We start from the raw sequence: 14,355 nt of genomic DNA on the forward strand, positions 1-14,355 counted from the left end.
CATGGCCAAGTGGCTGGTTAAATCAGAACCTGCAGAATGCGGCATAGAAGATTTTGCGAAAGCCCCGGACGGTGTGATCCCGTGGGACGGAGTGCGTAACTACCAGGCCCGGAATTTCCTGGCCCAAATGGCGGAGGGCGACGAGGTTTTCCTCTACCACTCCAGCTGCAAGCACATCGGGATTGCCGGCATCGTGACGGTTATTCGCAGCGCCTATCCGGACCCAACCCAGTTTGACCCGGAATCGCCCTACTACGATGGCAAGAGCACCAGGGAAAAGGCTCGCTGGCAGGCTGTCGACATGAAGTATGTCCGCACCCTGCCAAGTTTGATCCCGCTAGAGGAGCTGAAATCCATGGCCGGGCTCGAAAACCTGCCTCTAGTCCGGAAGGGTTACCGGCTCTCTGTGATGCCCGTGGGCGAGGAGGAATGGCAGATCATCCTGAGCCAGGCGGGCTGACACCAGGGATCTGCCATCGGCGCGTCACTCGTCGTGGGGAATTGGATCCGGGCTCCGGTCCCAGCCCACCAGTGCCAGGGTAGCCACCACGCCAATCAACAGCCCCATCCACGGCTCAAAGAACGCCAGCGCGGCGCCAATCAGAACCACCGTACCCCGGGAAGCATTATCCCTCGGGATCGACATGGCAATGTAAGCGCAGGCAAAGCCGGTAAGCACCAGAGTCAGCGACAGGGCAACACCCAGCAACGGTTTGAGCCCGGTCAGTAGCGGCAACAGGAAGAAGATAAACGGCAGGCCCATCAGATAGTAGGAGGCGAGGCCGCTGTGCAGGCTGTTCATCGCCTTCGGCCCCTGCTTCCAGCGCTGCACCACGATCACGTGAACGCCAGTCCAGACCGCACCCTGGGTCGGGAAGAAGGGCGCAACAATTCCCATGATGGCGTTACGGATCGACAGGGAGAAGTGGGTGCGGTTGAGGTTGATATCCACATGCTCGTCCTTGCGCACCTTCAAGCCGTCACGCAGCACTTCATTCCCGGTGACCAGATCGCCAAACAGGATGATGTAGGCAATCAGCGCCAGCGGAATACTCTGGAGAATCATCTCCTGGGAGGGCCAGCCTATGGCCAACGGCGAAACCTTCGCCAATGCCTCGCCCAGTGGTGGCACCAGGATTCCCCATTGGATATCGAAATTCACCTCACCAACCAAAGGTCCGACGATGGCCGCAGCCAGAAAGCCCGGCAGCAGGCCCAGTGCTCCCAGCATGAAGAAGAAACGGCTCCGTTCCTTGAGCTTCTGCATCGGAATGGAGAAAGTGAATATCAGGCAGATGGCACAGGCAAGACCCGTGGCGATCGGCTGTTCAAGCAGAAAGCGCTCAGCATCGTCCACGAACACCCGCTTGAGCGCAGCTATCGAGGCCCCGAGAATAATGCCGGCCTTGAGCGTATCGGGCAGCCAGATCACAAAGCGCCGGCCCAGGCCGGTTATACCGAGAAACAGGACAAGCGAGGCAAACACCAGGCTCAGCGCGGTCATCGCCTGGAACCGGCTGACCGGATCCTCATAGCCCCCTATCACAAACGCCAGAATCAGGGGCAACGCGGGGGTAATCCAGCCTCCCGCGTAGGGCTCGCCGAAGACAATCACCGCCGAGGCAATCAGTGAGGCATGGATCATGGATAATGCGACGGCTTCTTCAAAACTGAGGCCAAAGAAGGCGGTCATTACGGGAATTAATGCCAGGCCTGTCGCAGCTGAAACAAACAGCCCCTGCAGGAACTCGGACCAGCACAGGCGCGTGTGGTAAAAGGGCACGCGGAACGTGAACGGCCCCCAGCGCCAGCCGGGTAACTCCGGTCCATCTTCCATGGATTGTCACTCGCTTTTTGGTTTTATTGTTTGCGACTTGATTATGGGAAGGGTTTGCGGATCGCACGAATGAATATTTCTGATCAGGCTGAATAAATCCTGCTAATTACACCCAGCCAGGCACCTTGCAAAACGAACGACCCATGTTGAGGCTATCCAATTCTGTCCCGGCCCTTTAGAATTCGGCCTTCCCCGAATCTTCTGGAGCCGTCGCCTGCCATGCCGTCCCAACTGAACCCCGCCTCCGGTTTCGAGAAACTCCGCCGCATTGAGTCCAGCAAGGTTTTCCAGGGCGCAGTCATCACCATCATCATCCTGTCGGCACTGACCATTGGCGCCAAAACCTATGATCTGCCGCCCCTGGTGGAGAAGTCGCTCATCGTGATGGACAACGCCATCACCCTGTTTTTCCTGCTGGAAATCCTGTTCCGATTCGGTGTGTGCGCCAACAAGAAACGTTTTCTGTTCGACGGATGGAACCTGTTCGATACCCTGGTGGTCATCGGCAGCCTGATTCCTCTGGATAACTCCGAAGCGGTTCTGCTGGGACGTCTGTTGCGGGTTTTCCGGGTGTTGCGCCTGGTGTCGGTGGTTCCGGAGCTCCGGTTCCTGATCAACTCGCTGCTAAAAGCGATTCCGCGCATGGGCTACATCGCCCTGCTGATGTTCATCATTTTCTACATTTACGCGGCCATGGGTTCGATGTTCTTCGCCAGCGTGGACGAGGAGCTCTGGGGCGACGTGGCCATTGCCATGCTGACACTCTTCCGGGTGGCTACCTTCGAGGACTGGACGGATGTGATGTACGCCACCATGGAGCAGTATCCGCTGAGCTGGGTTTTCTACATCACCTTCATATTCCTGACGGCGTTTGTTTTCCTGAATATGATGATCGGGGCAATCCTGGAGGTTATGAGTGAGGAGCAGAACGCCAAGCAGGCCCAGAAGGCCCACGATGAGCGGGACGAAATTGCCCGCCAGCTCCAGGCCGTTCAGGTACAACTGGCGGAGCTGACGAAGCAGATCAGCGAAAAGCGCTGACTCAGAACGGCTTGGCCAGGGCCAAATGAAGAATGGCCGTAACCTGCACCAGGGCCAGTACCGCCGCGGAAATTCGAACGGGCTTTCCGAGGGTGGTTTTCAGGGCAAACACGCCAGCAATGATGTAGCCGACCAGTAAGACAATTTTGGCAATCAGCCAACCCGGAATGGCCGAAGCGTACCCGGCCACAAAAACCAGAGAGATCGCCGCCACCAGCAAAATGGTGTCGTTGATGTGGGGAATAAACCGCAGCGGTGTCTGTCGCCACCCAGGTCTTCCGACGGCGTCCAGGAGCAGACGCAGGGCAAAGAGGGTGATGGTGAGGTACGCGGTGGTCACGTGCAGGTGTTTCAAAATCATGTACGCGGTCATGAAAGTTCCTTGGTTAACAGGCGTTTTGCCGCATTGTACGCAATCTACCTACAAGCAGGTATGGTTAACGCGGTTGTCAGGGTTTAACATATACACAGAATACATGTATATGGGAGACATCTATGCGGGCCATTCCTACTTCCCCTGAACGGGCGTCGGTCAGCGTCAGCCAATTATTTTCCTACCCCTTTCGGATTTTCTTTCTGTCCATGACCGTTCTGGCCCTTGCCGTCATTCCCCTCTGGGTGATGCAAGTCAATGGTGTTATCAGTCTTCCACTGGCCATGCCCGGATTATTCTGGCACCAGCACGAGATGTTGTTTGGCTTTCTGTCGGCAGCGATCGCGGGGTTCCTGTTAACCGCAGTGTGCGTTTGGACCCAGACAGAACGAACCCATGGATTCAGATTGGTACTGCTCTGGGGCGTCTGGCTGGCCGGCCGTGTACTGCTGGCAACCGGTGCTGACCTGCCCTTTTGGCTGGTTCTGGGAGTAAACCTGGCATTCCTGCCCCTGGTAATGGTGGATGCCGGCTGGCGTATCTGGCACGCCCGGCAAAAACGACAACTGATGATCATGGTGGTACTCGGCCTGCTTTGGCTGATGCAGATCGGCTTTGTCACCCGCCTCGACATGGCCTTCAGCTATGGTGCCCTGATCATGGCCATGGCACTGATCAGTATTGTCGGTGGCCGCATCACTCCGGCGTTTTCCACCGGCTGGTTGCGCCAGAGGGGACTCGACAGCAACGCTGTAAAGACCATTCCCGCGCTGGACATGGCAACTGTATTCAGCCTGATTCTGCTGATGGCATCCCTGGTGACTGGCTGGCAAACCGTTACTGGTTTGCTGGCGCTGCTGTCCGGTGGGCTTATGCTGGTGCGTCTGGCGGGATGGAAGGGCTGGCTCGTACGCCAGGAGCCCCTGCTCTGGATTCTGCACCTGTCCATCCTGTGGGTGCCGGTGGCCCTGTTCCTGCTGGCAGGCACACTGTTCGCGGGCTGGCCCTCCAACGCCTGGAGCCATGCCGCCGGCACCGGGGCGGTGGCGTGCCTGATTCTGGGAGTTATTTCCCGGGTCGCCCTCGGCCACAGCGGCAGACCGCTGGTGTTGCCGAAGGGAATGGTGTTTGCCTTCGTTGCAATTCATCTGGCCGCGCTGGTGCGAGTACTCACAGCCTTCGAGATCATCCCATGGCACCCGGGCATTGGTGGCAGCGCACTGCTCTGGCTGGTCGCCTTTGGTATATTCCTGTACCGCTACACCACCATCCTGGCCAGCCCCAGACCGGATGGCCGAGAGGGCTGACCCCGGCTGGTCAGGCAGCCAACTCCTGCCTGACCAGCAACTCGAACCTTGCCCTTGCCTGGCGGAACCGGCTGGCAGGGAAGTGAATACTGATTCCTTCCAATGCCGCCAGAAGCATCTCAAGATGAGCATCCCAGCCCGCACAGGCAATCGGCACCACCTCATCATCAGGCAGTAATAATGTCAGCGACAGGCGGGTTCCCTCGTCGATGGGATCAAGGTCCCATATCAACGGACGCTCGGGGGAATCACCCGAACTCCAGGAATAGGCCAGGCGACGATTCGGCTGGCAATCCGTGACCCGACAATCGATCGGCATACCACTGTTACCGAAATCCAGCTGAACCCGACCGCCGGGCCTGGCATCCAGCGTTCCAGGCGCCAGCCACTCCGCCAGACACACCGAGTCTGTCAGCATTTTCCAGACTCGCTCAGGCAAGTGCCCGGTTTCTCTTTCAAGACGTACCAAAACCCGGTCACCCTCGCGCCGAACCTTGCTTGCGATAATTTCCTCATTCCCGGACATACGCCCTCCTTGCCAGTCTCGAATCTCCGGATGTCACAGAACGGACTTCTGATGGATGATTGTATTCGCGGGGTCGCACAAGCACCTTGATGACCATCAAACGGGATTAACAGACAAGTTCGGGGAACTTCAAACCGGCAATCATCCACTAAAGGTCAATAGCAGCTCCCGAAATTCGAGCTAAAGTATGAGGAAATCATTTTGTAACAGAGACACTGGCACTATGAACCCGGATCATTTTGATAAAGAAGACCTGATCAAATGCGGCCATGGCGAGCTCTTCCCCGGCTCCATGCGCCTGCCCATCAACGAGATGCTGATGTTTGACCGCGTCACGCACATTGCGGACGACGACGGCCTCTACGGCAAGGGCAGCCTGGTAGCGGAGCTCGACATCAATCCGGACCTGTGGTTCTTCAAGGTGCACTTCGTTGATGATCCCGTGATGCCGGGCTGCCTCGGCCTCGATGCCATGTGGCAGCTGGTAGGCTTCTTCCTCGCCTGGGGTGGCGGTGAAGGGAAAGGCCGCGCATTGGGCGCCGGTGAAGTGAAGTTCACTGGCCAGGTCTTGCCGACGGCCAAGAAAGTCACCTACCGTCTGGATCTCAAACGCGTGATCAGGCGCAAACTGACCATGGCAATTGCCGATGGCCGGATGGAAGTAGATGGCCGGGAAATCTACACAGCCAAAGACCTGCGGGTCGGCATGTTCACCTCGACCGATGATTTTTAGGAGTTAACAGGATGCGTCGTGTTGTAATCACCGGTATGGGCATTGTTTCCAGCCTTGGTACCAACCAGAAGGAAGTCGCACAGTCACTCAGGGAATCCCGTTCTGGCATCGGCTTTAGCGAAGAAGCCCGGGACAATGGTCTGCGCAGCCACATCTGCGGCCAGATCAACCTGAACCTGCCCGAATTGATTGACCGGAAACTGTGGCGTTTCATGTGCCCCGCTTCCGGTTACACCTATCTGGCGATGCTTGAGGCTATCGAGCAGGCCGAGCTGACCGATGAGCACATCAAGGCCGACACCACTGGTATCATCTTTGGCCAGGGCGGCGCCTCGACGGTTGAGCTGCTGGATTCCATCGATACCCATCGCGACCGCGGTATCCGCCGTGTCGGGCCCTATCGCGTGCCGCGCACCATGGGCAGTGCGATCAATGCGTCACTGGCAACCGGATTTGGCATTCGCGGCATCAACTACGGCATCACCTCTGCCTGCGCTACCAGCGCGCATTCGATCGGCCATGCCGCCGATCTGATCGCTCTCGGGCGCCAGGATGTCATGTTTGCCGGCGGTGGCGAAGATATCCACTGGACCCTGAGCCTGCTGTTCGATGCCATGGGCGCCCTGTCGACGAAATACAACGACACGCCTGAACTGGCGTCACGCACCTATGACGCGAATCGGGACGGCTTCGTGATTTCTGGTGGTGGCGGTGTGCTGGCCCTTGAAGCGCTGGAGCACGCGGAAGCGCGGGGCGCAAACATCCTGGCAGAGCTCGTCGGCTTCGGTGCAACTTCCGATGGCGCAGATATGGTTGCCCCGAGTGGCGAGGGCGCAGTGCGCTGCATGAAGCAGGCAATGAAGAACCTGGATGGCGAAATCAGCTACGTGAATACTCACGGCACCAGCACCCCGGCCGGAGACATCACCGAGCTGAAAGCATTGAAAGAGACGTTTGGCGACAAGATCCCGCCGCTGAGCTCCACCAAACCCCTATGCGGCCACGCTCTTGGCGCGGCGGGCGTACATGAGGCTATTTACAGCCTGATCATGCTGCGTGAAGGCTTTATTGCTCCATCGGCAAATATCCAGGACCTTGATGAAGGGGCCGAAGGCTACCCGATCGTTCGGGAACGCATGGATAACCAGAAACTGGACCTGGTGATGAGCAACAGCTTTGGCTTTGGTGGTACCAATGCCTCACTGGTGTTCAAAAAAGTCTAATCCGGATCAGGATAGCCTGACAGAGCGGTATTCAGCCGGGGATGTCCCCATCCAGCGCTTGAAAGCCCGGCTGAATGCGCTCAACTCCGAAAAACCGAGCTGCTCGGCAATCTCCACCAGCGGTTTGGTCCTGTCCTGCATGTAGGTCAGCGCCTGCCTGCGGCGAACATCCTCCAGCAAACGGGCGAAGGTCAGCCCTTCACGCTTCAGTTTCTTGTGCAACGTGTAGCGGCTCATATGCAGCTGCGACGCCACGACTTCCACACCAACTTTGCCACGAGCAAGCTGAACACTGATCAGGGAACTGACCCTGACACTCAGCGAAGCCCGCGCCACCTCTGGCGTCAGAGGCTTTGATGCCATCCTGAATTCCTCCTTTGCAACGCTTCGGCCCGAAAAGCCCGAACCGTGAGCGTACACATGTTAGCCGAAAACAATCAATAAGACCTTTGAGCAGGATCAAGGGAACGGCCGACGGCATACGGCAGAATGCCCCGTTTTCAGAATCGCCCGGAGCCACTATGAAAACCCCGGAACTGCTCGCCCCCGCGGGCACCCCCGAACACCTTGAAACCGCCTTTGCCTATGGCGCCGATGCGGTCTACGCCGGCCAGCCGCGCTATTCGCTGAGAGTAAGAAACAACAGTTTCAAAGACGTTGCAGCGCTTGGCGCGGGCATTGAACGGGCCCACGAACTGGGCAAACAGTTCTACCTTGTCTCCAACATAGCACCTCACAACGACAAGGTGCGGTCCTATCTGAGAGATCTGGCGCCAGTACTGGAACAAAAACCCGACGCGCTGATCATGTCGGATCCCGGCCTGATCATGCTGGTGCGGGAAAAATGGCCAGACCAACCCATCCATCTTTCAGTACAGGCCAACGCGGTGAACTGGGCCACGGTAGAGTTCTGGCGGCGCCAGGGAATCAGCCGGGTCATCCTCTCCCGTGAACTGGCCCTGAATGAAATTCGCGAGATCCGAGAACGGGTCCCGGAGATGGAGCTCGAAGTCTTCGTTCACGGCGCCCTGTGCATGGCTTATTCTGGCCGCTGCCTGCTCTCGGGTTACATGAACCACCGGGACGCCAACCAGGGTGCCTGCACCAACGCCTGCCGCTGGAACTACAAACAGGTCCAGCACGGCCACGACCAGACCGGCGACCTGATCGCCACCTGCGGCGGCGGCGATGTACAGGAGGTGGCACCGAAAGAAATCCTGCTGGAAGAGCCCAACCGCCCGGGCGGATTCATACCCGCCTATGAAGACGAGCACGGCACCTACATCATGAACTCAAAGGATTTGAGAGCCGTTCAACACGTCGCTGAACTGGCAAAGATGGGCGTTCATTCCCTGAAAATTGAGGGCCGCACGAAGAGCACCTACTACGTGGCCCGCACCACCCAAGTCTACCGTCGCGCCATCGACGAGGCGGTGCAGGGCAAGCCGTTCGACATGAACCTGATGGACGAATTGGAAGCCCTCTCCAACCGGGGCTATACCGAAGGCTTCCTGCGCCGCCATATGCCCCGGGAATACCAGACCTACGAACAGGGCTCCTCATTCCTTGGCACCCAGCAGGTGGTTGGCACCATTACCGGCAAGGATGACCAGTGGCTGACCATAGACGTGAAGAACAAATTCGCCCCCGGCGACCAACTGGAACTGATCAGCCCGGCCGGCAACATCCGGTTCTCGGCTAATGTCATGGAGAACCGAAACGGCCAGGCCATGGACTATGCGCCGGGCAGCGGGCATATCGTGCGGATTCCAAAACCGGCTAATCTTCCACAAACTCTGGAGCACAGCTACCTCACCAGACTCCTGGCTACCGGCGACTAGCAATTAGTCTGAGGCGCCAAGCGGGATTGCCTCCCAAAACCGTGCATTGCCATGGATGGCAATGCCGAGCCCCCAGGGATGGGTTCACGGCGTGTTTTGGGAGGCAATCCCGCTTGGCGTCCTTCTCAAAAACTCCAGTCCTGCAAGAACCTGACTATCAGCCTCATTACCACCCTCTTAGTGCCCCAAAGGCCGATTAAGGTATAATCACCCCACGTTCAAATTAATACCTGACTATTTTACTCTGGTATTGTATAATCGCTGCCCAGAAGCGATGGATTCAAGCTGCTTTTCTGCTTAATTATCAGCATCAGCTTTGGAAATCCGTCATCCAAAAAGCGATTGCAGGGCGTACTCACAGGATGAGCGATCACTGCAACACCCAAACTGATGACATCCGATCGACAGCCCATTCATGAGGCTGCCGGCGACACCAAGGGCACAAGCCCGCGATGAGAGAATACGGAGCGACGATCATGGCGACCACCGACACCGAGGTGAACGAGCTGATCAAACGGGAATACGAATACGGATTTGTAACAGACATTGAATCCGACACATTCGAACCCGGCCTTAATGAAGACGTTATCGCCCGCCTTTCCGGCCTCAAGAAAGAACCGGAATGGATGCTGGAGTGGCGGCTGAAAGCCTACCGTCGCTGGCTCGAGATGGACGAGCCGGACTGGGCCCATGTGGGCTATCCGAAAATCGACTACAACTCGATTTCATATTACTCCGCGCCCAAGCGTCCGGAAGACATGCCCCAGAGCCTGGACGAAGTGGATCCGGAACTGCTGAAAACCTACGAAAAGCTGGGCATCCCCCTGCACGAGCGTGAAAAGCTGGCGGGCGTGGCTGTTGATGCCGTCTTCGATTCGGTTTCCGTAGCAACAACGTTCAAGGAGCCACTGGCCAAGGCCGGCGTTATTTTCTGTTCCATCTCCGAAGCGATCCAGGATTACCCGGAGCTGGTCAAAAAATACCTGGGCTCGGTAGTGCCGGCCGGTGACAACTTTTTCGCCGGGCTGAACTCCGCGGTCTTCTCCGACGGTACGTTTGTCTATGTACCCAAGGGCGTTCGCTGCCCCATGGAGTTGTCCACCTATTTCCGCATCAACGCAGCCAACACCGGACAGTTCGAGCGTACTCTCATTATTGCCGAAGACAGCAGCTACGTGAGTTACCTTGAAGGTTGCACCGCGCCCATGCGGGACGAGAACCAGCTGCACGCTGCGGTTGTTGAACTGGTGGCCCTGGACGACGCCCAGATCAAATACTCCACCGTGCAGAACTGGTACCCGGGTGATGAAGAAGGTAAAGGCGGCATCTTCAACTTCGTCACCAAGCGTGGCGCCGCCATCGGCAAGAACTCCAAGATTTCCTGGACCCAGGTCGAAACCGGCTCCGCGGTCACCTGGAAGTATCCGAGCTGTGTCCTGCGTGGCGAAAACAGCGTTGGTGAGTTCTATTCCGTGGCACTGACCAACAACTACCAGCAGGCCGACACCGGCACCAAGATGATTCACCTGGGCAAGAACACCTCCAGCACAATCATCTCCAAGGGTATTTCCGCCGGCAAGAGCTCCAACGCTTACCGCGGCCTGGTGAAATTCGGCCCCGGGGCGGAAGGTGCACGTAACTTTACCCAGTGCGATTCGCTCCTGATCGGCGACCGCTGCGGCGCCCACACGTTCCCTTACATCGAAAGCAAGAACAAGTCGGCCATAGTAGAGCACGAGGCAACCACCTCGAAGGTCAGCGACGAGCAGATGTTCCTTTGCCGCCAACGTGGTATCGACCCGGAACAGGCGGTCTCCATGATCGTGAACGGCTTCTGTAAGGAAGTGTTCAAGGAGCTGCCCATGGAGTTCGCTGTCGAAGCCGGCAAACTGCTCGAAGTAAGCCTCGAAGGGTCCGTCGGTTAAACGTCTATGCCCCGCTGACCTGGAGAAGGTCAGCAAGCGGGGAAGCTTTCCGGGATACGCTGTAAATACGTCCCTGTACGCTCGACAAAATCATCCATGATTTTGACGATCCCGGAAAGCTTCCCCGCTCACTGCCCCGAACGTTTTACGGGCACCGAAAGGGTCTAAATTTACAGACTGAATTTTAGAATAGAGAGAAGCCTACAAATGCTGAGCATCAAGAACCTGCACGCATCCGTTGAGGGCAAAGAAATCCTCAAGGGCATCAACCTGGAAATCAAGGCCGGGGAAGTTCACGCCATCATGGGCCCCAACGGCTCTGGTAAGAGCACCCTGTCGCAGGTGCTGGCAGGCAACGAAGCATTTGAAGTTACCGAGGGTGAAATCACCCTGAACGGCGACAACCTGCTGGAACTTGAAACTGAAGAGCGTGCCCGCGAAGGCATTTTCCTGGCGTTCCAGTACCCGGTGGAGATCCCCGGGGTGAGCAACCTGCAGTTCCTGCGCACCGCCGTGAATGCCATGCGCCAGCACAAGGGCCAAGACGAGATGAACGCGGCGGAGTTCATGAAGCTCGCCAAAGAAATTTCCAAGCAGGTGGATCTGGATCCGGCGTTCCTGAAGCGGGGCGTCAACGAAGGCTTCTCCGGTGGTGAGAAGAAGCGTAATGAGATCATGCAGGCCCTGCTGCTGCAGCCGAAGCTGGCAATTCTCGACGAGACCGACTCCGGGCTCGATATCGACGCCCTGAAGGTTGTTTCTGACGGCGTGAATGCTCTGCGCGCGGAAGACCGCGCCATCCTGATGGTGACCCACTACCAGCGTCTGCTGAACCACATTGTGCCGGACTACGTGCACGTTCTGGCGGGCGGCAAGATCATCAAATCCGGTGGCCGCGAGCTGGCGCTGGAGCTGGAAGAACGCGGCTACGGCTGGCTGGGCATCAAGGATGAAGAAACTGCCGACAGTTCAGCCAACTAAGGAGGTCGCGGAATGAAACCAGCACCCACTCTTTCCACCGCGTTCCTGCACCCGGCCGGGCAGTCCCTGCCGGAGCCCCTGCTCGCCCTGCGCAAGCAGCGTGGAACCGCTCTGGTCGACATGCCCTTGCCGACCCGGAAAACCGAAAACTGGAAATACTCCAGCAAGTACCTGAAGCTGACCGACGACATGGCCATCTCCCTGCCGGCGGATGGCAAGACCGGCAGCGGCCTGGCAGTGCCCGGCTACAAGGTTGCGTTCCTTAACGGTGTAATGATGCCAGAGGCCTGCGAATATCCGGATCTGGACGGCATCAGCATCAAGAGCTTCGGCGATCTGAGCGATGAGGAAGCCAGCGATCTGGCGGATCGCCTGGACAGCACCCTGGACAACAAGGCGGTTCAGATGGCCCGGCTGAATTCAGCCCGTTTTGAAGACGGCCTGCTGATTCGCCTGAAGCCGGACGCAGTGCTCGACCAGCCGCTGTTCATTGTTCACGAGGTAACGGCCGAGGCCAGCGGTTCGGCTTTCCCGCGCATTTTCGTGGATGCCGGCCGTCATAGCCAGATTACGCTGGTGGAGGAGTACATCTCCAGCGGCTCGGCCCAGGTCATGGTCAATACCGTCACTGAATTCAATGTGGCCGACGGCGCCAACATCACCAGCATTCGCCTGAACATGGAAGGCGAGAACGTCCAGCACATTGGCTCCACCGGCGTCCTGCAACAGCGCAGCTCGCGGTTTGAAAGCCATACCGTTGGGTTTGGTGGCCCCCTGCGCCGGCACGATCTGCAGGTTCGGCTTGAAGGTGAAGGCGCTGAGTGCAAGCTCAACGGGGTAGTTGTTACCCAGGGCAAACAGCACTACGACAACCACACCACCATCGAGCACGTGGCTGCCCACTGCAACAGCGAAGAAACCTATCGGAATATCGCAGCGGACCAGTCCCACGCCGTGTTCAATGGCCGGATTCATATCCATCAGGACGCCCAGAAGTCCAATGCGGATATGAACAACAAGAACCTGCTGCTGTCCAACGGGGCAGAGATTGACACCAAGCCGGAACTGGAAATCTATTCCGATGACGTGAAATGTGCCCATGGCGCGACCATCGGCCAGCTTGACGAAATCTCGCTGTTTTACCTGGTTTCACGGGGTATCGGCCGGCGTCAGGCGAACGTTCTGCTCACCATGGCCTTTATCAACGAGCTGGTCGAGCAGATTCCGGTTGAAGCAGTGCGGGAGACGGTCCAGGGCCGTCTGAACCACTTCTTCGAACAGACATTTCAGGAGGCGTAACCGGTTATGACCGATCTGTCCGTGGCAAGCACCGCCAAGCGCACCACCTTCGACGTGGACGCGATTCGCCGGGATTTCCCGATCCTGTCCCAGCAGGTAAACGGAAAGCCCCTGGTGTATCTGGACAACGGTGCGTCGGCCCAGAAGCCGGAGGCTGTGCTGGATGCCATGGATCGGTATTACCGTGAGATGCACTCCAACGTCCATCGGGGCGCCCATACGCTGGGAGACCGTGCGACCTCCGCCTTCGAGGGTGCCCGCGAGACGGTTCGAAACTTCCTGAACGCCGAAAGCACCCGGGAAATTATCTGGACCCGCGGCACGACCGAGGCCATCAACCTAGTTGCCAATGGGCTCGCCCCGCGCCTGAAGGCTGGTGACGAGATCCTGGTGAGCCACATGGAACACCACGCCAACATCGTGCCCTGGCAGATGATTGCCGAGCGCACGGGTGCGAAAGTGGTGCCTGTTCAGGTGACACCGGAAGGCGAGCTGGACCTCGAGTCCTTCACCAGCCTGCTCAATGAGAAGACCCGGGTGCTGGCAATCACCCACGTTTCCAACGTGCTTGGCACGGTGAACCCGGTGGCGGCCCTGATTGAACAGGCCAAGGCCCACGGCATCATCACCCTGGTGGACGGGGCCCAGGCGGTACCTCATTACCAGCCGGACGTTCAGGCGCTGGGCTGCGACTTTTACGTGTTCTCATCGCACAAGCTGTTTGGCCCCACTGGTATTGGCGTGCTTTACGGTAAGGCCCAGTTGCTGGAGGAAATGCCTCCCTACCAGGGCGGCGGCGAGATGATCGAACGAGTGTCCTTTGAACGGACCACCTGGAATACCCTGCCCTACAAATTCGAGGCAGGCACCCCGGCCATTGCCGAGGCAGTCGGACTGGGAGCCGCCATCGACTACCTGAACGGCCTGGATCGTTCCGCCATGGAAGCGGCCGAGACCGGCCTCCTTGAGCGGGCCAACCAGCTGGTGGAAACCGTACCCGGCATGGAGATTATCGGTACGGCAAAAAACAAAGTGCCGGTTATATCCTTTAAAATTGCCGGCCTGCACCCCAGTGATATAGGCACGCTGCTGGATCAGCAGGGAATCGCAATCCGCACGGGTCACCATTGCGCCATGCCGCTGATGGATTTCTATGGAGTTCCCGGTACAGCCAGGGCTTCATTCGCGTTCTACAACACTCTGGACGAGGTGGATACATTGTTTACCGCCCTGCAGAAAGTCCAGCGTCTGTTTGCCTGATGGAGGTGG

The 14,355-nt window shown here is 58.0% G+C and carries 14 protein-coding genes; 10 read left to right on the top strand and 4 right to left on the bottom strand.

The genetic code is table 11. From position 1 onward, the window contains the following. Position 1: 1 nt before the first annotated feature. Positions 2–460 carry an EVE domain-containing protein gene (locus ACP86_RS05265; protein WP_053112982.1) on the top strand — a complete coding sequence of 153 codons (459 nt, stop codon included), beginning with the start codon at positions 2–4 and terminating at the stop codon, positions 458–460. 24 nt (positions 461–484) lie between these two features. Here the strand turns inward: ACP86_RS05265 and ACP86_RS05270 are convergent, their stop codons facing one another. Then, a complete protein-coding gene (locus ACP86_RS05270) occupies positions 485–1,837 on the bottom strand; it encodes a hypothetical protein (protein WP_053112983.1) in 1,353 nt (450 codons plus the stop codon). Between the two features lie 219 nt (positions 1,838–2,056). On the opposite strand from ACP86_RS05270, the gene ACP86_RS05275 reads away from it, so the two are divergent. After that, positions 2,057–2,878 carry an ion transporter gene (locus tag ACP86_RS05275; RefSeq protein WP_014578224.1) on the top strand — a complete coding sequence of 274 codons (822 nt, stop codon included), beginning with the start codon at positions 2,057–2,059 and terminating at the stop codon, positions 2,876–2,878. Position 2,879: 1 nt separating this feature from the next. Here the strand turns inward: ACP86_RS05275 and ACP86_RS05280 are convergent, their stop codons facing one another. Further along, positions 2,880–3,251, bottom strand: coding sequence for a SirB2 family protein (locus ACP86_RS05280; RefSeq protein ID WP_053112984.1), 372 nt, complete (start codon positions 3,249–3,251; stop codon positions 2,880–2,882). Positions 3,252–3,373: 122 nt separating this feature from the next. Here ACP86_RS05280 and ACP86_RS05285 point away from each other — a divergent pair, with 122 nt between their 5' ends. Beyond that, positions 3,374–4,558: an NnrS family protein gene (locus ACP86_RS05285; RefSeq protein WP_053112985.1), complete on the top strand. Its 1,185-nt coding sequence runs from the start codon at positions 3,374–3,376 to the stop codon at positions 4,556–4,558. A gap of 10 nt (positions 4,559–4,568) precedes the next feature. Here the strand turns inward: ACP86_RS05285 and ACP86_RS05290 are convergent, their stop codons facing one another. Beyond that, positions 4,569–5,084: an SRPBCC family protein gene (locus tag ACP86_RS05290; RefSeq protein ID WP_082220542.1), complete on the bottom strand. Its 516-nt coding sequence runs from the start codon at positions 5,082–5,084 to the stop codon at positions 4,569–4,571. Positions 5,085–5,307: 223 nt separating this feature from the next. Here ACP86_RS05290 and fabA point away from each other — a divergent pair, with 223 nt between their 5' ends. Beyond that, a complete protein-coding gene (gene fabA / locus ACP86_RS05295; RefSeq protein ID WP_008169354.1) occupies positions 5,308–5,817 on the top strand; it encodes a bifunctional 3-hydroxydecanoyl-ACP dehydratase/trans-2-decenoyl-ACP isomerase in 510 nt (169 codons plus the stop codon). Positions 5,818–5,828: 11 nt separating this feature from the next. Next, positions 5,829–7,040 (top strand): beta-ketoacyl-ACP synthase I, encoded by a 1,212-nt coding sequence (gene fabB / locus ACP86_RS05300; RefSeq protein WP_053112986.1) that lies wholly within the window; start codon positions 5,829–5,831, stop codon positions 7,038–7,040. A 6-nt stretch (positions 7,041–7,046) separates the two neighbouring features. Here fabB and ACP86_RS05305 read toward each other — a convergent pair whose 3' ends face one another. Further along, on the bottom strand, positions 7,047–7,403 hold the full coding sequence (locus ACP86_RS05305) for a helix-turn-helix transcriptional regulator (RefSeq protein WP_014578227.1): 357 nt from the start codon (positions 7,401–7,403) through the stop codon (positions 7,047–7,049). A gap of 158 nt (positions 7,404–7,561) precedes the next feature. Here ACP86_RS05305 and yegQ point away from each other — a divergent pair, with 158 nt between their 5' ends. The 5 genes from yegQ to ACP86_RS05330 all read left to right on the top strand — a co-directional run bounded on the left by yegQ (position 7,562) and on the right by ACP86_RS05330 (position 14,346). Next, positions 7,562–8,881, top strand: coding sequence for a tRNA 5-hydroxyuridine modification protein YegQ (gene yegQ / locus ACP86_RS05310; RefSeq protein WP_053112987.1), 1,320 nt, complete (start codon positions 7,562–7,564; stop codon positions 8,879–8,881). A 476-nt stretch (positions 8,882–9,357) separates the two neighbouring features. Further along, positions 9,358–10,806, top strand: a complete 1,449-nt coding sequence (gene sufB, locus ACP86_RS05315; RefSeq protein ID WP_008169346.1) for a Fe-S cluster assembly protein SufB — start codon at positions 9,358–9,360, stop codon at positions 10,804–10,806. A 207-nt stretch (positions 10,807–11,013) separates the two neighbouring features. Further along, on the top strand, positions 11,014–11,787 hold the full coding sequence (sufC, locus tag ACP86_RS05320; RefSeq protein ID WP_008169344.1) for a Fe-S cluster assembly ATPase SufC: 774 nt from the start codon (positions 11,014–11,016) through the stop codon (positions 11,785–11,787). 12 nt (positions 11,788–11,799) lie between these two features. Beyond that, positions 11,800–13,086 carry a Fe-S cluster assembly protein SufD gene (gene sufD / locus ACP86_RS05325; protein WP_053112988.1) on the top strand — a complete coding sequence of 429 codons (1,287 nt, stop codon included), beginning with the start codon at positions 11,800–11,802 and terminating at the stop codon, positions 13,084–13,086. 6 nt (positions 13,087–13,092) lie between these two features. Beyond that, entirely contained in the window at positions 13,093–14,346 is a 1,254-nt protein-coding gene (locus ACP86_RS05330) for an aminotransferase class V-fold PLP-dependent enzyme (RefSeq protein WP_008169340.1), read from the top strand. The last annotated feature ends 9 nt before the right edge of the window (positions 14,347–14,355 follow it).

The sequence above is a fragment of the Marinobacter sp. CP1 genome (assembly GCF_001266795.1).
GTDB lineage: Bacteria > Pseudomonadota > Gammaproteobacteria > Pseudomonadales > Oleiphilaceae > Marinobacter > Marinobacter flavimaris.